At 60.8% G+C, this 17598-nt stretch carries 15 protein-coding genes and 1 pseudogene; 4 read left to right on the forward strand and 12 right to left on the reverse strand.

Annotated features, from left to right (window positions below; genetic code table 11):
• Window positions 1–249: 249 nt before the first annotated feature.
• Window positions 250–2313: a transketolase gene (tkt, locus tag F0169_RS01065; RefSeq protein WP_152745196.1), complete on the reverse strand. Its 2064-nt coding sequence runs from the start codon at window positions 2311–2313 to the stop codon at window positions 250–252.
• 175 nt (window positions 2314–2488) lie between these two features.
• Here tkt and F0169_RS01070 point away from each other — a divergent pair, with 175 nt between their 5' ends.
• The gene (locus tag F0169_RS01070) at window positions 2489–2713 is read left to right on the forward strand and encodes a DUF465 domain-containing protein (RefSeq protein WP_152745197.1); all 225 of its coding nucleotides are present in this window, start codon (window positions 2489–2491) and stop codon (window positions 2711–2713) included.
• Between the two features lie 183 nt (window positions 2714–2896).
• Here the strand turns inward: F0169_RS01070 and hglS are convergent, their stop codons facing one another.
• Window positions 2897–4273: a 2-oxoadipate dioxygenase/decarboxylase HglS gene (gene hglS, locus F0169_RS01075; RefSeq protein ID WP_152745198.1), complete on the reverse strand. Its 1377-nt coding sequence runs from the start codon at window positions 4271–4273 to the stop codon at window positions 2897–2899.
• A 230-nt stretch (window positions 4274–4503) separates the two neighbouring features.
• Here hglS and F0169_RS01080 point away from each other — a divergent pair, with 230 nt between their 5' ends.
• On the forward strand, window positions 4504–7137 hold the full coding sequence (locus F0169_RS01080; RefSeq protein WP_152745199.1) for an MGH1-like glycoside hydrolase domain-containing protein: 2634 nt from the start codon (window positions 4504–4506) through the stop codon (window positions 7135–7137).
• A gap of 5 nt (window positions 7138–7142) precedes the next feature.
• Here F0169_RS01080 and F0169_RS01085 read toward each other — a convergent pair whose 3' ends face one another.
• The 3 genes from F0169_RS01085 to F0169_RS01095 all read right to left on the reverse strand — a co-directional run bounded on the left by F0169_RS01085 (window position 7143) and on the right by F0169_RS01095 (window position 8798).
• Window positions 7143–7475 carry a hypothetical protein gene (locus tag F0169_RS01085; RefSeq protein WP_152745200.1) on the reverse strand — a complete coding sequence of 111 codons (333 nt, stop codon included), beginning with the start codon at window positions 7473–7475 and terminating at the stop codon, window positions 7143–7145.
• A 241-nt stretch (window positions 7476–7716) separates the two neighbouring features.
• Window positions 7717–8031 carry an SCP2 sterol-binding domain-containing protein gene (locus F0169_RS01090; RefSeq protein WP_152745201.1) on the reverse strand — a complete coding sequence of 105 codons (315 nt, stop codon included), beginning with the start codon at window positions 8029–8031 and terminating at the stop codon, window positions 7717–7719.
• Window positions 8032–8087: 56 nt separating this feature from the next.
• Window positions 8088–8798 (reverse strand): histidine phosphatase family protein, encoded by a 711-nt coding sequence (locus F0169_RS01095; protein WP_172979290.1) that lies wholly within the window; start codon window positions 8796–8798, stop codon window positions 8088–8090.
• On the opposite strand from F0169_RS01095, the gene F0169_RS01100 reads away from it, so the two are divergent.
• Both F0169_RS01100 and sohB read left to right on the forward strand, forming a co-directional pair.
• Window positions 8772–8984, forward strand: coding sequence for a hypothetical protein (locus F0169_RS01100; RefSeq protein ID WP_152745202.1), 213 nt, complete (start codon window positions 8772–8774; stop codon window positions 8982–8984). The two genes, F0169_RS01095 and F0169_RS01100, sit on opposite strands and share 27 nt — an antisense overlap.
• Window positions 8985–9005: 21 nt before the next feature.
• A complete protein-coding gene (sohB, locus tag F0169_RS01105) occupies window positions 9006–10031 on the forward strand; it encodes a protease SohB (RefSeq protein WP_152745203.1) in 1026 nt (341 codons plus the stop codon).
• Between the two features lie 82 nt (window positions 10032–10113).
• On the opposite strand, the gene dhaL is transcribed toward sohB, so the two are convergent.
• The 7 genes and pseudogenes from dhaL to F0169_RS01140 all read right to left on the reverse strand — a co-directional run bounded on the left by dhaL (window position 10114) and on the right by F0169_RS01140 (window position 17381).
• Window positions 10114–10758 (reverse strand): dihydroxyacetone kinase subunit DhaL, encoded by a 645-nt coding sequence (gene dhaL / locus F0169_RS01110; protein ID WP_152745204.1) that lies wholly within the window; start codon window positions 10756–10758, stop codon window positions 10114–10116.
• A gap of 3 nt (window positions 10759–10761) precedes the next feature.
• Window positions 10762–11763 (reverse strand): dihydroxyacetone kinase subunit DhaK, encoded by a 1002-nt coding sequence (locus F0169_RS01115; RefSeq protein WP_152745205.1) that lies wholly within the window; start codon window positions 11761–11763, stop codon window positions 10762–10764.
• Window positions 11764–11825: 62 nt separating this feature from the next.
• Window positions 11826–12941, reverse strand: coding sequence for an MDR/zinc-dependent alcohol dehydrogenase-like family protein (locus F0169_RS01120; RefSeq protein WP_152745206.1), 1116 nt, complete (start codon window positions 12939–12941; stop codon window positions 11826–11828).
• Window positions 12942–12967: 26 nt separating this feature from the next.
• A pseudogene (locus F0169_RS01125) lies at window positions 12968–13722 on the reverse strand (SDR family oxidoreductase).
• A 131-nt stretch (window positions 13723–13853) separates the two neighbouring features.
• Entirely contained in the window at window positions 13854–14861 is a 1008-nt protein-coding gene (locus tag F0169_RS01130; protein ID WP_058412614.1) for a substrate-binding domain-containing protein, read from the reverse strand.
• A gap of 58 nt (window positions 14862–14919) precedes the next feature.
• A complete protein-coding gene (locus F0169_RS01135; RefSeq protein WP_058412613.1) occupies window positions 14920–15897 on the reverse strand; it encodes an ABC transporter permease in 978 nt (325 codons plus the stop codon).
• Window positions 15894–17381: a sugar ABC transporter ATP-binding protein gene (locus tag F0169_RS01140; protein ID WP_058412612.1), complete on the reverse strand. Its 1488-nt coding sequence runs from the start codon at window positions 17379–17381 to the stop codon at window positions 15894–15896. Before F0169_RS01140 ends, F0169_RS01135 begins: the two co-directional genes overlap by 4 nt.
• Window positions 17382–17598 lie beyond the last annotated feature (217 nt).

Genomic DNA, 17598 nt, shown 5'->3' on the forward strand with positions numbered 1-17598 from the left:
AAAGCGACCTGAGTGGTTGAAGCAGATCAAAGGCGGGTTTTGCATACATCGGCAGATCTGCTTTTTTTGCTTTTTGTGGGAGGGGGCTTGCTCCCGATAGCAGTTTTACAGTTGATACATGAGTTGACTGACCCACCGCCATCGGGAGCAGCTCCCCACAGTTTGACCGAGTTCGGCTTGGGATTGGGTCGGCTTTCGGGGCGCCTGCTTGTGATCTTGATTTTGATCTGAGAAGAGCGCCCCGCACACTCAACCCTGCGCGAGTTGGATCTGCTCCTTGGCCAACTTCACCACATTTTCCGCCGTAAACCCGAACTTCTCCTGCAGCTTGGCCAGCGGCGCCGAGGCGCCAAAGCTGTTCATCACCACCTTGGCGCCGGTCTGCCCGACATACCGGTCCCAGCCCAGTGGCCCGGCCTGTTCCACCACCACCCGGGCTTTCACCGCCGGCGGCAAAACGCTGTCACGGTACGCCTGGTCCTGGTCTTCAAACAGCTCCCAGCTCGGCATCGATACCACCTGCGCGGCGATCCCTTCGGCCTTCAACTGCTCATAAGCCGCCACCGCCAGGCTGACCTCGCTGCCGGTCGCCAACAGCAGCACCTTGGGCTCATCAGCACTCGCCAAAACGTAAGCCCCTTTGGCTGCACCCGAGGCGCTCGCGTACTTCGTACGGTCCAGCGTTGGCAATGCCTGACGCGACAACACCACGCAACTTGGCCGATCAGTCTGCGCCAGCGCAACCTTCCACAGCTCCAGGGTTTCATTCGCATCGCCAGGCCGCAACGTCAGCAACCCCGGCGTCGCGCGCAGTTGCGTCAGGTGCTCGATCGGCTGATGCGTCGGCCCGTCTTCACCCACGCCGATGGAGTCATGGGTAAACACAAATACCACCGGCAATTCCATGATTGCCGCCAGGCGGATCGGCGGTTTCATGTAGTCGCTGAACACCAGGAAGGTCGAGGTGTAGGGCCGCAGGTACGACAGCGCCATACCATTGGCAATCGCGCCCATGGCGTGCTCGCGGATACCAAAATGCAGGTTGCGCCCGCTGTAGTCATCCGCACTGAAACGCCCGGCGCCGTCGAAGGTGAGGTTGGTCTTGGTCGACGGTGACAAATCCGCCGAGCCGCCCAGCAGCCAGGGGATTTGCTGCGCGAAGGCATTCAGCACCTCGCCACCGGCGGCACGGCTGGCGACGCCCTTGGCGTCGGTGTCAAAGGTCGGCAACGCGGCTTGCCATTGCTCCGGCATTTCACCGGCGCGCATGCGGCGCAGTTCATCGGCCAATGGCGGTTCGTGTTGTTCAAGTTGCGCCAGGTGCCGGGTCCATTCTTCATACAGCGGCTGGCTGCGCTCAAGCAGCGCGTCACGCAGCACGGTGCGCGTCTCATCGGGCACCAGGAAGCTTGAATCCTGCGGCCAGCCGTAAGCGGCTTTGGTCAGGCGAATTTCTTCCTCGCCCAGCGGTTCGCCGTGGGCAGCAGCGGTGTTGTGCTTGTGGGGCGAGCCGCAGCCGATCACGCTGTCGACCACAATCAGGGTCGGCGCACCGGTGTTGGCTTTGAACGTCTCCAGGGCGTTGCTCAGGGCTTGCAAGTCGTTGGCATCGGTCACGTGCACGGTATGCCAGCCGTAGGCCTGGAAACGCTTGATCAAGTCTTCGCTGAAGGCAAGCTCGGTATGGCCCTCAATGCTGATGGTGTTGTTGTCGTAGATCCAGCACAGGTTGGCCAGCTTCAAATGCCCGGCCATTGAGGCCGCTTCGCTGCTGATGCCTTCCATCATGTCGCCGTCACCGCACAGGGTGTAGACGTTGTAATCGAACAGCGCCTTGCCCTCGCGGTTGAAACGCTGGCCCAGCCAACGCTCGGCCATGGCCATGCCCACACTGTTGGCGCAGCCCTGGCCAAGCGGGCCGGTGGTGGTTTCAACGCCGGTGGTCATGCGGTACTCGGGGTGGCCGGGGGTTTTCGAACCCATCTGCCGGAACTGCTTGATGTCGTCCAGGCTGATCGCCGGTTGGCCGGAGCGCTTGCCGTGAGCATCAATCTCAACCACGCCCGCCAGGTGCAGCAGCGAATACAACAGCATCGATGCATGCCCCACCGACAACACAAAACGGTCGCGGTTAGGCCAATCGGGATGCTCGGGGTGGTAACGCAGGAACCGGCTCCACAGCGTGTAACCCACCGGCGCCAGGCCCATGGGCGTGCCGGGGTGGCCGGAATTGGCCTTCTGCACGGCGTCCATGGCCAGCGTGCGAAGTGTGTTGATGCAGTGCGTGTCGACAGCAGTGGCAGCGTGATTCATGAAACCGTTCTCCCTCGGGTGGCGATTTACAGTGGAGGGCAGTGGCCGGCAAAGGTTTGATCCCATCGCCATGGCAGCGACGAACGGGGCAGCGCCGAGCGCAAAAATGACAAGCCGCCCAAGAATGGTCTAGCGTCAAGAGCGTAGGCCATTGATCAACTTGCGGAGGTACTCCATGCCAGTGAAACACGACCTGTATCAGGATTTGGGTTTGACCAAGGAAGTCGTTCACGAACGCAGGAGGCGCGATGACCGTTTGAATTCGCTGCTTGAGCAATACGAAGCCGCCGATAAGGAGGTGCTGGCTGTCGAGTCGTCAGGCGGGGCCGATGAAGCGTTGGAGAAGCTCAAGAAAAAGCGCTTGCTGGTTAAAGACAAAATTGTGCTGCAACTGGGCTAGGCGCGAGCGCGCGCACGCCTGCAGCAAGGCGGTAATATTTATTCAGAATTGTCTGAAGGACAAGGCGCTTTTGCCTGATTATGATGCGAACCGTCCGCTCGGCTCTGGGGGCTGTAGGGCGCAAGGATTGCGCTGTTGAGCCGGGCGGGCACTCTTCTTTCAGGCCAGCAGCGCCTGGGTGTTTCAGCCCAGCAGCGCTTGGATGCATTCATCCATTGAGCGCTGTTGCGTCTCGCCATACAGCTGCAACTCGTCAAGCGTCTTGCGGCCCAGCGCCTGCTCGAATTCGGCCTGGTTCGAATTCGCCGCATAGTGGCTTTGCGCGGCATCGCCCAAATTCGACTGAAAAATACCCGCCGCACTTACCGGCAGAAAATCCTCATACACCAGCGGCTCCACGTCGACGTGGCCGGCCGCAATCAGCGCGTCCAGCGTTTGCGGTTGATTGGCTTGGCCGCGTGCCGCCAGACCTTGCTCGGTGGCGAAGTAGCGAAAATACGCCAGGCCCTGTTCGCGCATCTGCGTGTGGGTGTCGGGGAAGGCCTCGAAATGCGCTTCCAGCAAGTGCACATAATGTGCGGCATTCGCCTCATTCGGGAACGCGCCCAGCTCATCGCGCGCGGCGTTCAACAGTTGGTCATACAGCGCGCGGCCCTTGGGCGTGAGCGCCACACCGCGCTGTTCGATTTCGCCAAAGCGTGCGCTGTGGCTGCCTTGGGCGTCGGTGAAGGCGATCGGCTCGTCGAGGGCCTTGAAGCTGGTTTGGCGCAACAGGATCGGGCAGCGACGGCGCGGCGGTCCTTCGATCACCGCTTTGGGCGTGATGCCTTTGCCGGGCATGGCCGCCTGGACGTGGTCGATGTCCAGCGTGCGCGGAGTCAGGTGGTTGATGTGCGGGCCTTTGAACGCCACCACGTCGGCGACCAAACGATGCTGGTTGCTCAGTTGCTGGTACTGCGCGCTCGTGACGGTGGCGGTGGGGTGCCAGCGGAAGGTTTCCAGGGCCTGACGAACAAATTCATCGGCCTGCGTCGTGTTCAGGCCGCCGTGCCGCTCGGCCTGTTCAATCAGCGCCAAGGCGCCGGGGGTAAAGATTTTGCGTTTGGCCAAAACGCTTTCGGCGAAGGCGCGCAGTTGGGGATTTTCGATCAGTTCCAGGCGCAGCAATGAGGTAAACACGCGGAACGGGCTGGCCTGCAGCGCGCGTTCATGCACGGCGCGAAACGCCGTGGAGTGCACCGGAACCCCGGCCGGCGTGAGGTCGTAATAACCCACCGGTTGCATGCCCATCACCGCAAACAAGCGGCTGATGGTGGCCAGTTCCTCAGCGCTGCCCAAGCGGATCGCGCCGTGGCGTTCCATGCCCAGCCGCTCGATCTCTGCGGTGCGTTGTAACTGCCGGGCCAGGGCCGAATCATTCTCCAGCGCGTGGGCGTTGGTCGCCGTGACCAGCTCCATCAACGCGCCATACAGCGGTACTTCATCGCGGTACATATCGGACATGGCCTTGGAAAAGGCCTTGCGAATCGCGTCCGGGCTGACATGGGCGGCATTTGGCATAGAAAAATTCCTGAACGCTGTGGCGCTGAGTGGGCCGTTCTGAGGATTTTGTTGAGCTTGCGGCGGTGTTGCAAACGAAGATTCCTCAGGACTTCATTCTGCAAATGACTGAAACGATTGGCAGCGCAGACGCGTGAGCGTGTTTTTTGTGCGCACGCCGCAGACTTCATGTGCATCCGGGCGCGCATGGGTTCTACACTGCCCCAACTGTGCCAGTGATGGAGGACCCGATGACGGCCACGCCCGCAACCCATATCCTTGAAACGATTGAAGGCCAGCGCCTGGCAACCCAACAGGCCGAACGCTGGCGCGAGTGGGGGCCGTATTTAAGTGAGCGCCAATGGGGCACGGTGCGCGAGGACTACAGCGCAGACGGCGACGCCTGGGCGTATTTCCCGCATGAACATGCACGCAGCCGCGCCTACCGCTGGGGCGAGGACGGCTTGGCCGGGTTCAGCGACAAGGCGCAACGCTGGTGCCTCGGCCTGGCGCTGTGGAACGAGCGCGACAGCATTATCAAGGAACGCCTGTTCGGCCTGAATAACGCCGAGGGCAACCACGGTGAAGACGTCAAGGAGCTGTACTTTTTCGTCGACGGCGTGCCCAGCCATGCCTATATGCGCATGCTCTACAAGTACCCGCACGCGGCCTTTCCGTATGCCGACCTGACCGCCGAAAACGCCCGCCGAGGGCTTGCAGATGCCGAGTACGAGGTGCTCGACACGGGCGTGTTCGAGGACAATCGCTACTGCGATGTCAGCGTCGAATACGCCAAGCATCAGCCTGACGATATTTTTATGCGGGTTACCGTGCACAACCGCTCGGACCAACCGACGCGCCTGCAGGTGCTGCCCCAAGTGTGGGCGCGCAATGACTGGAGCTGGACGCTTGATGCCGCCAAGCCGCAGTTGCGGCTGGACGCTGAGCACGTGCTGGCGTGTCACCCTGAACTGCCTGACCGCTACCTCAGCGCGTGGGGCCAGAACGGCGTGGAGTGGCTGTTCTGCGAGAACGAGAGCAATTACCCCAAGCTGGACGGGCAGCCAGCGCCGGGGCCGTTCAAGGATGGCATCAACGACTACGTGGTGGGCGGCGTTCAATCGGCGATTCGTCGCGACGCCGGTACCAAGGTCGCCGCGCGCTTTATTGTTGAGCTGGCGGGCCTGGAAAGTAAAAGCCTGTACCTGCGTTTTGCGCCCGCCGACGCGCCGCAGGTCAACGCGCGCAAGCTGTTTGAACAACGCCGTGAGGAGGCCGACGACTTTTATGCGGCCCTGCAACACGGGATTGCCGATGAAGACGCGCGCAACGTGCAGCGCCAGGCATTGGCCGGTTTGCTGTGGTCCAAACAGCTCTACTATTTTGACGTGAACCAATGGCTCGACGGCGACCCGGCCCAGCCCGCGCCACCGCCTGAGCGCCTGCATATACGCAACACGCATTGGCGGCACCTGTCCAACTTCGACATCCTGTCCATGCCCGACACATGGGAATATCCGTGGTATGCCTCGTGGGACCAAGGCTTTCAGGCGGTGGCCATCGCACTGATCGACCCTGAGTATGCCAAGCAACAGTTGCTGCTGTTGGTGAAGGACCGCTTTATGCATCCCAACGGCCAACTGCCGGCGTATGAATGGCGGTTCGACGACGCCAACCCGCCGGTGCATGCCTGGGCCAGTTGGCGCGTGTATCAGCAAGACAAGGCGTTGACCGGTGTAGGCGATATGGATTTCCTGGAGCGGATTTTCCACAAGCTGCTGCTGAATTTTTCCTGGTGGGTCAACCGCAAGGATGCCGAAGGGCGCAACCTGTTCCAGGGCGGTTTTCTGGGGCTCGACAACATCGCCTTGTTCGACCGCTCGGCCACGTTGCCGCCGGGTTATCAACTGGATCAGGCCGACGGCACCGCGTGGGTCGCCGCCTATGCGCTGGACCTGATGCGCATGGGCCTGGAACTGGCCAAACGGAACGCCGTGTACGTGGATATATCGGTGAAGTTTTTCGAGCACTTTTTGTACATCGCCGGGGCCATCAACCGGGTCGACGACAGCGCCGAAGGGCTGTGGGATGAGCAGGATCTGTTCTTCTATGACGTGCTGCATCGTCCCGACGGCCAGAACGAGCCGGTGCGCCTGCGTTCCATCGTCGGCTTGATGCCGTTGTTTGCGGTGCTGGTGCTGGAGCAGCGCGAACATGAAGGTTTGGACGGTTTGCGCGAGCGGCTGTTGGGTTTCATGCAGCACCGGCCGGACCTGGCCAAGTTGGTCTCGCGCTGGAACGAGCCGGGGCAGGGTAACCGCCTGTTGCTGGCGCTGTTGCGCGGCGAACGCACCAAAGACCTGCTGCGGCGCATGCTCGATGACAACGAGTTCTTGTCGACGTTTGGCGTGCGCTCTCTGTCCAAAGCCTATGCCGAGCAGCCGTTGGCGCTGAAGATGAATGGCGACACATTATGTGCGCGCTATCAGCCGGGTGAATCCGACTCACGCTTGTACGGCGGTAATTCCAACTGGCGTGGGCCGTCATGGATGCCGGTGAACTACATGCTGATTGAGTCGTTGCGCGAGTTTCACCGTTACTACGCGGATAACTTCTCGGTGGAATACCCCACCGGCAGCGGCTATCTGGCGTCGCTTGAGGAAGTTGCCGACAGCCTCAGCCAACGCCTGACGCGGTTGTTTTTGCGTGATGAAGATGGCCTGCGGCCGTCGATGGCGGGGTATGCGCAATTGCAGGCGGACCCGGCCAGCCGCGATCTGGTGCTGTTCCATGAGTACTTTCATGGCGAGACCGGGCGTGGGCTGGGGGCTTCGCATCAAACCGGCTGGAGCGCGTTGGTAGCGCTGTTATTGCAGCCTCGATAGGAGGGTTATTTTCGCGGCACCCTGATGCCACTGATGTAAGTGAACGTCAGGGGAGGGTTCGGCTTGGCACCGCCGGCTACGGTTGTAGCAAGGCTGCCACCAGCCAACGTGATGCCGCCGAAGAATTTAGCCGTAATCGGTTTGGTCGCCGGGGAAACCTCGACGATCTCATCAATTTTAATACTGTCGCCCGACGCTGTGATAATGCTCGCTTGGTCCTCACTCAGCGCGACGATCTTGGCCGTCATCGTACCGTTGTTTTTTGTCGTTATAGTGACCTGCTCGTCCGGACTGATCGATACCGTTACATTCCCGGGCGCAGTAGATTGGCTTTCCATTTTGAATACCCTCTTGAGTGTTAGAGGGTTTTACTGTGTGGCTATCACTGGTTGGCGACTACTGTCAGAAATACCAGTAATGAAGACTCTTTAGCGATAAACTACTGGGTTGTTATTGTTTATGGTTCCTTGATGGCGATACGGTCCCTAGTGGGCTTCACCGCAGACCGGGTGGTAGCCCCAAACCCATAAACGAAAAATCCCGCCAGTTGGCGGGATTTTTGTTTGGACCGCGGCGTTATCAGGCCGGGAACAGCTCGCTCAGCTTCATTGCCAGCATCATGTCGCCTTCGGTGCGCAGCTTGCCGCCCATGAAAGCCTGCATGCCATCGGTTTCGCCGCTGACGATGCCTTTCAGGGTGTCGCCGTCCATCACCAGGGTCACTTGGGCGTCCGGGTTTTCACCTTCGAGCAGCTCGCAGGTGTTGTCCTTGACCACCAGCGAGAAGTTCTGGGTCTCGTCAATACGGAAACCGAATACCAGGTCCAGGCCTTCAGCAGCGCTTGGGTTGAATTTGGCTTTCATTGCTTCTACAGCTTTAGCTACGTCAGTCATGGTTTCGATCCTTTAGGGTTGAGTCCAGTGACCTTGGGGTCACGGTTGGCCGCACTTCATCGGAAAGTGATGAGCTGCGGCGCCTTCATCAGTTGCAAGTGGGTATGACTGTTGAAGGAAGCCAGCGCCACCTCGCGACCACGGAATTTCAGCTGGTTGAGCGAGGTGTTAACAATTTGCCAATTCAGTTCGAAGGCCTGGGCGGCAGGCATTCGGGTTATCAGATGGAGCAGGGCGGTGATGCTGCCGCCGGAGGTAAACACGGCGATTTTGTGCGAGCTGTCGGCCGCTTCAAGAATACGTTGCAGGCCACCTTGTACCCGTTCGACGAACCCCAGCCAGCTTTCCAGCCCCGGCGGGTCATACGTGCCGGCCAGCCAGCGCTCGATGATCAGGGCGAAGATGCGCTGGAATTCGCTGCGGTGTTGCGCGGCGTTGCGCAGAACCTCTATGGCGTGGGGTTCGGCGCCCAGCAGGTCGGGGAGCAGGGCGCGGATGATCGCTTCGGCGTCGAATTCATTGAACGCAGCGTCTATTTCCAGCGCCGGAACCGGCAAGCCCAGGGCAGCGTACTGATCGAAAGCGGCGGTAGCGGTGTGCTGCTGGCGGCGCAGGTCGCCGGTGATACAGCGGTCGAACCTTATGCCTAGCGCTGCGAGATGACGACCGAGCACGTGTGCCTGCTCCACGCCGATGGGCGACAGCACGTCGTAGTCGTCTGCACCGAAGGAGGCCTGGCCATGTCGAATCAGGTAAATGCTGCCCACGTCCGTTTTCCCGGTACGTTGAAAGTCTGGCGAGGTTATGAGGATGCCTGCAAGCTGTCAATGGAAAAACATACGCTCGTTTTAAAATCTCATTGGAGCCCGCTTGGTGGCGGTTTGATCACTGGCCCGAACGCAGTGGCGCCGGTATGCTGGGGCAATCTGCGCCTGGCGCACCGCCATCTGTAAACCGCACCTGTAAGGAGTCACATGGATTTTCTGGCTGAATACGCAAGCTTTTTGGCTAAGACCGTCACCCTGGTGGTCGCCATCCTCGTGGTGTTGATCAGTTTCGCGGCGCTGCGCAGCAAAGGCCGTCGCAAACCCGCCGGCCAACTGCAGGTCAGCAAGCTCAATGACTTCTATAAGGGCCTGCGTGAGCGCTTGGAGTCGAGTTTGCTCGACAAGGACCAGCTCAAGGCCCTGCGTAAGTCCGAAAGCAAAAGCGAAAAGAAGCACAGCAAGAAGAAACCCGAGGCCAAGCCACGGGTGTTTGTGCTGGATTTCGACGGCGACATCAAAGCCTCGGCCACCGAGAGCCTGCGCCATGAGATTACCGCGCTGCTGAGCCTGGCCACGGCGAAAGACGAAGTGGTGCTGCGCCTGGAAAGCGGCGGCGGCATGGTGCACAGCTATGGTTTGGCGTCTTCGCAATTGGCGCGTATCCGCCAGGCCGGCGTGCCGTTGACCGTGTGCATCGACAAGGTCGCGGCCAGCGGCGGCTACATGATGGCGTGCATCGGCGAGAAAATCATCAGCGCGCCGTTTGCCATCCTCGGCTCGATTGGCGTGGTGGCGCAGTTGCCCAACGTTAACCGCTTGCTGAAAAAGCACGATATTGACTTTGAAGTGCTGACTGCCGGTGAGTACAAACGCACGCTCACGGTGTTTGGCGAAAACACCGAGAAAGGCCGCGAAAAATTCCAGGAAGACCTGGACATTACGCATCAGTTGTTCAAGAACTTCGTCTCTCGTTATCGCCCGCAGTTGGCGATTGATGACGTGGCGACCGGTGAGGTGTGGCTGGGTGTTGCAGCCCTCGACAAGCAACTGGTCGACGAGCTGCAAACCAGCGACGAATACCTGGCCACCAAGGCCAAGACCGCCGAGGTGTTCCACCTGCACTATGCCGAGCGCAAGAGCCTGCAGGAGCGCGTAGGCCTGGCCGCCAGCGGCTCGGTGGACCGCGTGTTGCTGACTTGGTGGAGCCGTTTGACCCAACAGCGCTTCTGGTAACCGAAGCACATCACCCAGCAGGCTTATTCTGGCAAGCGGGATGTTGGGGCGAGCCCCCTCGCCACACCAGCCCGTTGCAACATCACCTCAAACGCTGCTCAACCGAACCGGCCAAACACGTCAGGATCAGGCAGCACGACACCGCCCCAGCGTCCAGCACGCCCAATGAGCGCTCGCCCAAACGGCTGGCCCGGCCGATTTTAGCCACCAGGTCTCTGGTCGAATCACGCCCTTGCGACGCGGCGCGCTTCATCGCTTCCAGCGCCTGATTGAATGACGCCCCACGCGCATGCTCACGCTCAAAGGCCTCAACCGCCGGGATCAACGTGTCCATCAAACACTTGTCGCCCACACCGGCCTCGGTGATGTCTTGCAGCGACGTCAGGCCGCCGCGCAATAGACCGGCAAAGGTCGCGGCGTCGATGTCTTCGCGGTTGCGCACTTCATCGGCCATGCCAATGAACAGGCTGCCGTACAGCGGGCCCATGGAGCCGCCGATGCCTTCCATCAGGCTCAAGGTCAGTTCATCCAGGGCTTCGGCGAGGCTCAATTGGCGGCCCTCGATGTTGCGCCCGCAGTCGGCGAAGCCTTTGGCCATGTTGATGCCGTGGTCGCCGTCGCCAATCGCGCCGTCGACTTCGCTGAGGTATTCACGGTTGGCCACGATCACGCGGACCAAGTCGGCAACGATGGCGCTGCCGTCGTCGCTGGAAAAATGCTCGCTCATGGTTCATTCCGCCTGGGTCATGCCGATGGAGCGGCAGGGGTGGTCGATCAGGGTTTTCAGTTCGGCGTCGAGGCCGAGCAGGGTCAGGGTCACGCCCATCATCTCCAGGGAGGTGAAGTAGTTGCCCACGTAGCAACGGTGAATCTGCAAGCCCCTGGCCTTGAGCTGGCGTTCCACCTCGGCGTAAAAAATGTACAGCTCCATCACCGGTGTCGCGCCGAGGCCCGAGACCAATACCACCACGCTGTCGTCCTGGCTGAAATCGCGGTCGGCGAGGATCGGCGCGAGCATGCGCTCGGCCATCGCAGCGGCGGATTCGATGGGGATGACCTGAATGCCCGGCTCGCCGTGGTGTCCGATACCTAATTCCATCTGGCCATCGGCAATCTGGAAATTCGGCTTGCCCACGGCGGCAATGGTGCAGGGTGTCAGGCCGATGCCAATCGAGCGGCAGTGGTCCACCGCCTTCTGCGCGACGCGAATAACCCCGTCCAAATCATATTGGTGTGCGGCGGCGGCCCCGCCGACCTTCCACATGAAAATTTCCCCGGCCACGCCGCGCCGTTTGGCAATCTCGGCCTTGGGCGCGGAGGCCACGTCGTCGTTCGCCACCACGGTGCGGATGTGCAGGTCTTTGCTGGCGGCCATTTTCATCGCCAGCTTCACGTTCATATTGTCGCCGGCATAGTTGCCGTACAGGCAGGCCACGCCCGCGCCATGCTCGGCCGCGCGGAAGGCATCGAAGAAACTTTTGGCGGTGGGCGAGGAGAAAATCTCGCCGACCGCCACGGCGTCCACCAGGCCCGGGCCGACATAGCCGAGGAAGGCCGGTTCATGCCCTGAACCGCCGCCGGTGACGATGCCGACACGGCCTTGCGCAGACGGTTTGGCTTTGACGATTACCCGCGGGTTGCTTTCGTATTGGTGCAGTTCGGGGTGCGCGAGCAGAATCCCGCGCAGCATGTCTTCGACCACTTGGTCTGGATCGTTGATGACTCGATTCATAACGCGGTGTCCTGTTGTTGTTTTCAAAGGCACAAAAGATCAAGCGGCGGCGCTGTTCGGGTTCAGGGTTGCAAGACGACTTTGAGCGATTTGTCGCCGCGCTCCATCACCGCGAACGCTTCCTTGAAGTCCGCCAGTGCAAACGTGTGGGTCACCACGTCGCGCATGTCGATCTTGCGGTTGCCGATAAAGTCGATGGCGCGCGGGTACATGTACGGCCCCAAGTGCGAGCCGAGGATGTCCAGTTCCTTGCGGTCGCCAATGATCGACCAGTCCACCGTGGCCTCGTCATTAAACACGCTGAACTCAACAAAACGCCCCAGCTTGCGCAGCATTGCCAGGCCCTGGTTCACGGCTTTGTGGTGCCCGGTGGCTTCGATATAAATATCGCAACCGTAACCGCCGGTAATTTCACGGATCCTCGCCAGCACATCGACTTCGGCCGGGTTCCACACCTCGTCGGCGCCCATGCGCAGGGCGAGGGCGGCGCGCTCGGGTTTCATGTCCAGTACGATGAGTTTTTTCGGGTTGCGCAGGCGCACCGCGCCGATAATGCCCAAGCCCAGCGTGCCGGCGCCGGCCACCACTACCACGTCGTCGAAATCGACATTGGCGCGTTCCGCCGCGTGCAGTGAGCAGGCCAGCGGTTCGATCAAAATCGCCTCTTCCGGCGCAATCGAGTCCGGCACCTGATGCACGATGCCTTCCTTGGTGAAAATCATGTATTGCGCCATGGCGCCTTGCACATTGTTCTGGAAACCATAGAGGTCATGCTTCTGGCACATCCAGTACTGCCCGTGATTACAGAAGCGGCAGCCCCAGCACGGCACTATCTGTTCCGAGATCACCCGGTCGCCGACCTTGACTCCGCGCTTTTCTGCGCCGGGGCCGAGGGCAACCACGCGACACACAAATTCATGCCCTGGAATCATTGGCGGTTTGACGTAGCGCGGTTGCTCGGCATCGCCCCAAAACGACGGCGCGCCGCGATAGGTCTTGATGTCGCCCATGCAAATGCCGCACAGCTCGACTTTGGTCAGAATCTCATCGGGGCCAGGCGTGGGCACGTCGACGGTTTCCAGGCGGTAGTCTTCCGGGCCATGGCAGACCACGGCCTGCATGGTTTTCGGGATGACCGGCGCGCGTAGTTCGGGTGTGCTTTCGGTGACGTTGGACATGGCAAAACCTCACGACAAAAGATGAATTACTGAATGCTGTAGCCGCCGTCGATCAGCATGTTGGCGCCGGTGATCATTTGCGCGGCATCGCTGAGCAGGTACAACGCGAGCCCGGCGATTTCTTCCGGCTGCGCAAAACGCCCCGCCGGGATCTGCAATTTGGCCCGCTCACCGACTTCACCGGCCCAGGCTTTTTTACCCAGCGCGGTCTCGACGATGGTCGGAGAGATGGCGTTGACGTTGATCTGCGGCGCCCATTCCATCGCCAATACTTTGGTCATGCCGACGATTGCCGCCTTGCTGGCGCAGTACGCGACGTGGCGGTCCAGGCCAATCACGGCGGCCTGCGAGGCGAGGTTGACGATGCGCCCGTGGCCGCGGCGAGCATGTGTTTGGCGCAGGCCTGGGCCACGAAAAAGCTGGCCTTGAGGTTGATGTCCAGGGTGCTGTCCCAAGCGCTTTCGCTGACATCCATGGCCTTGTCGAGCAGGGCGATGCCGGCGCTGTTGATCAGGTAATCCAGGCGTTGGAAATGCTCGAACACGGTGTCGATGGTGCTGTGTATTTGGTCGACCCGGCTGAGGTCGACGGCAATGCCCAAATGCCCGGCGCCCAGGCTGGCCGCGACTTCGACCACTGCCGGGTCGCGGTCGAGCAAGGCCACGCGCGCGCCGCGCTCCACCAGCAGGCTGGCACACGCCAAGCCGATCCCGGCGGCGCCGCCGGTGATCACTGCGCAACGGCCACTGAGGTCGAAGGCTTGGTTCCAGAATCCAGACATGTAAGTGACTCCACTTTTTGATTGTTCCCACGCTCGCGGGAACGCCGCCTGGGACGCTCTGCGTCCCGATGTTGAGTAACGCGCAGCGTCACGGCATGCATTCCCACGCGGGGCATGGGAACGATCAGCCGTTACTTGCCGCCGCTGACTTGTTTGTACAGCGCGTCGGCGTTGGCGTTGGTCACCGGCACCCACGGCAATATGTAGTTCTTGGCCGTGCCATCGCCCCATTTCAGGTCTTTGGCATAGCGCTGCCAGATCACCGACTGCGGCGTGTAGTCCTTGCCCGCCAGCGCGCGCAAGGCCACGTCCAGCGCGCCTTGGGATTGCGCCTGCGCGTCCTGCAAAAAGGTGGTGATTTCATCTCTTTTTGCCGCCTGGATCGCGTCCGGCATGCCATCAATCGAGGTCACCGGCACCTCTTTGGAGGTCAACCCGTGCGATTTCAGCGCCTGCACGGCGCCGAGGGCCATGTCGTCGTTCTGCGCGATCACACCGTTGATGCCTTTTGGGTGGGCGTTCAGCCAGTCTTCGGTCAGCGTCATGGCCTGGGCGCGGTCCCAGTTGGCGGTCTTTTTCTCGATGATCTTGATGTCGGGGTGCTTGCCCAACACTTCCAGCTCGCCTTTTTCGCGGTCGATTTGCGCCGACTGGCCAATCGGGCCTTGAATGATCACCACGTTGCCTCGGCCCTTGAGCTTGTCGACCATGGCCTGAGCCTGCAAACGGCCGCCTTCGACGTCGTCATTGCCCACATACGGAACGGCCGCATCGGCGACTTTGGTGTTCGAGGCGATCACCACCACGTCGTTGCTCATGGCTTGCTTCACGGTGCCGACACCCGCTTTGGTGTCGATCGGCACGAACAGGATGGCGTCGTAGCGCTGGGTCACCATGTTTTCGATCTGGTTATTCTGGGTCAGCGCGTCGTAGTTGCCGTCGAACACGGTCAGTTGCACCGTGCCGTCCTTGACCGCCGGATGCTCCTTCAATTCGCGCACCCAGTTCTGCATGAACTGGCCCTTGAGGCCGTAGACGGCGGCGCCGATTTTGTAGGTCTTGCCATCGGCCGCCAGGGCGATACTGCTGGCGAGCAGGGAGAGGGCCGCGACAGCAGCCAAAGACATTCCAGCTTTCATGGTGAGAACTCCGCTTATTGTTGTGGGTCGTTCAGTTCATTTTTTTGAGCAAAAGCGACTAGCGTTTTTTCTTGCGCCACACGTCTATCAGTACTGCGAACACGATGATCAGGCCCTTGGCGACCTGTTGGTAATAAGACGAAACCCCGAGCAGGTTCAGTCCGTTATTGATCACGCCGATCAGCAGCGCGCCAAACAGCGTGCCGACAATGCTGCCGGTGCCGCCCGACAGGCTGGTGCCGCCGATGACCACTGCGGCGATTGCGTCCAGCTCATAGGAAACCCCGGCTTGCGGCAGGGCAGAGGTGGTGCGTGCCGACAACACCACGCCGGCCAGGCCTGCGAGCAAACCCGAGACCACGTACACCGAAAACATGACCTTGCGCACACCGATGCCCGAGGTGCGCGCGCTCTTTTCATTGCCGCCCACCGCGTACACATAACGGCCGTACGTGGTGTAGCGCAGCACCATCCAGAACAGCAGCGCGACCACGGCGAAGATCACGATGGGCACGCCAATCGGGCCGATCTTGCCGATACCGAGTGCCAGGTAAGCGTCGGGCAGGTCGGTAATCGGGCTGCCGTCGTTGAGGATGAAGGTCATGCCGCGCGCGATGCTGAGCATGCCGAGGGTGGCCACGAACGGTGGGATCGACAGGTTGGCGACCATAAAACCGTTGACCACACCGAGCATCGCGCCGGCAAACATCCCCGCACTCGCCGCCGCCAGCACGCCGTAGCCCTGGGTTGCGACCATGGCGCTGCACAGCCCGGCAAAGGCCAGGATCGAGCCCACCGACAAGTCGATGCCCTTGGTCAGGATCACGTAGGTCATGCCCACGGCGAGGATGCCGTTGATCGAGGTCTGGCGCAAAATGTCCATCCAGTTGCGCCAGGTCATGAAGTATTCGCTGGAAAACGCCATCACCACGCACAGCAAAATAAACACCAGCGGCAGGCCAAAGCGGTCGAGGGACACCCGCAGGCGGTTGCGCGGCGCGGCTGTAATCGGTGCAGTCAGGGTTTTGGCAGTCATGAGGCAAGACTCAACAAGGCTTCCTGGGAAAGGGCGGTGTCGCTGCTGATGGTCACCAGCCGGCCGCCTTTGAATACCGCGATGCGATCACTCAGGTGGAGCAATTCCGGGGCTTCGGACGACACCACAATGGCCGCGCCGCCGGCGCGCACAAACTGGTCCAGCAGGTGATAAATCTCCTGCTTGGCGCCCTCATCAATGCCACGGGTCGGCTCATCGCACAGCAGGCACACCGGCTCGGTCGACAGGCATTTGGCGAGCACGACTTTTTGCTGATTGCCGCCGCTCATCGAGGCCACCGGCAAAGCCAGTGAGGTCGCCTTGATCTGCAGGCGCTTGACCATCTCTTGTGCCAGTTCGGTTTCCTTGCGCGCATTGATCAGCGACCAGCTCGACAGGCGCTTGTAGGCCGACAACGCAATGTTCGACAGAATGCTGCCGGTGAGTATCAGGCCGCTGTCTTTGCGGTCTTCGGTGACCAGCGACATACCGGCGCTGATCGTCGCTTTGGGCATGCCGATGGGCATCGGTTTGCCTTGCAGGGTCACGCTGCCTGCGTCCGCGACCGTGAGGCCGTAAATGCAATTGAGGAACTCGCTGCGCCCTGAACCCATCAGGCCATAAATGCCGAGAATTTCACCCTGGCGCAGTTGCAGGCTGATGTCGTGGAACTCGCCATTGCGGCTCAGGTGGTCGACTTGCAGGCAGGTGGTGGCGGCACATTCGCGGCCGACCTTGTGGTCGATGCGCGTCAGTTCCTGACCGACAATGCCGCGCACCAAGTGGTTGCGGTCGATGTCGGCCATGCGCCCGCTTTCGACAAAGGCGCCATCGCGAAAGATGCTGTAGTCATCGGCGATCTGCGCCAGTTCGCTCAAGCGGTGCGACACATACACGATGCCGGCGCCGCGCGCAGTGAGGCGGCGGATGGCCTTGAACAGCGTTTCGGCCTCGCGTTCGCCGATGGCCGAGGTCGGTTCGTCCATGATCATCACCTGGCAGTCATGGCTGAACGCTTTGGCGATTTCCACCAGTTGAATTTGCGCCACGCTCAGGCGATGCATGGGGCTGCTGGCGTCGACCTCAAACTCCAGGCTGTCGAGCAGCTCGCGGGTGCGTTGGTTGAGCGCCTTGCTGTCGACGATGCAGCCGGCGCGGCGCGGCTCGCGGCCCAACCATATGTTTTCGGCGACGCTCATGTAGGGGATGGGTTCCAGCTCTTGGGTGATCATCGCGATCCCCGCCGCCAGCGCTTCACTCGGGCGGTTGAACTGCACGGGCGCGCCGTTGAGCAAAATGCTGCCGGCATCCCGCGCGGTGATGCCCATTAAAATGTTCAGGAAGGTCGACTTGCCTGCGCCATTGCCGCCACACAGCGCGTGAACGCTGCCGGCCCGCAGGGAGAGGCGCCCGTCACGCAGGGCAGGCACCCCGGCGTAAGCCTTGGCGACGTGTTCAGCCTGGAGCAGTAATGGCGTGGCCATTGGCGTGTCCTCGTGCTGTGAATTCTTATTAGGTCGCACAGTCATGTTTCGCTGTGATCATATGTGTATCAAATGAAATTCTGATCAGTCAATCTCTTTCAGATAAAACCTGTAAATCTCAACTCGACTGTCAATAACGCCTGCTTATAGGGCTTTGACTGCCAAGTCAGCTAAAACTCGCTTGACAGAAGCGAGTGAATACCTGAGAAATGACTGA

Origin of the sequence: Pseudomonas kitaguniensis (assembly GCF_009296165.1) — a bacterium.
In the GTDB taxonomy this organism is placed as follows: Bacteria; Pseudomonadota; Gammaproteobacteria; order Pseudomonadales; family Pseudomonadaceae; genus Aquipseudomonas; species Aquipseudomonas kitaguniensis.

Coding starts and splice junctions, on each gene's coding strand:
- sohB (WP_152745203.1), top strand. CDS start 9,006: ATGGATTTTCTGGCTGAATACGCAAGCTTTTTGGCTAAGACCGTCACC.
- hglS (WP_152745198.1), bottom strand. CDS start 4,273: ATGCCAAATGCCGCCCATGTCAGCCCGGACGCGATTCGCAAGGCCTTT.
- F0169_RS01140 (WP_058412612.1), bottom strand. CDS start 17,381: ATGGCCACGCCATTACTGCTCCAGGCTGAACACGTCGCCAAGGCTTAC.
- dhaL (WP_152745204.1), bottom strand. CDS start 10,758: ATGAGCGAGCATTTTTCCAGCGACGACGGCAGCGCCATCGTTGCCGAC.
- F0169_RS01085 (WP_152745200.1), bottom strand. CDS start 7,475: ATGGAAAGCCAATCTACTGCGCCCGGGAATGTAACGGTATCGATCAGT.
- F0169_RS01135 (WP_058412613.1), bottom strand. CDS start 15,897: ATGACTGCCAAAACCCTGACTGCACCGATTACAGCCGCGCCGCGCAAC.
- F0169_RS01100 (WP_152745202.1), top strand. CDS start 8,772: ATGTCGAATCAGGTAAATGCTGCCCACGTCCGTTTTCCCGGTACGTTG.
- F0169_RS01120 (WP_152745206.1), bottom strand. CDS start 12,941: ATGTCCAACGTCACCGAAAGCACACCCGAACTACGCGCGCCGGTCATC.
- F0169_RS01070 (WP_152745197.1), top strand. CDS start 2,489: ATGCCAGTGAAACACGACCTGTATCAGGATTTGGGTTTGACCAAGGAA.
- F0169_RS01115 (WP_152745205.1), bottom strand. CDS start 11,763: ATGAATCGAGTCATCAACGATCCAGACCAAGTGGTCGAAGACATGCTG.
- F0169_RS01090 (WP_152745201.1), bottom strand. CDS start 8,031: ATGACTGACGTAGCTAAAGCTGTAGAAGCAATGAAAGCCAAATTCAAC.
- tkt (WP_152745196.1), bottom strand. CDS start 2,313: ATGAATCACGCTGCCACTGCTGTCGACACGCACTGCATCAACACACTT.
- F0169_RS01130 (WP_058412614.1), bottom strand. CDS start 14,861: ATGAAAGCTGGAATGTCTTTGGCTGCTGTCGCGGCCCTCTCCCTGCTC.
- F0169_RS01080 (WP_152745199.1), top strand. CDS start 4,504: ATGACGGCCACGCCCGCAACCCATATCCTTGAAACGATTGAAGGCCAG.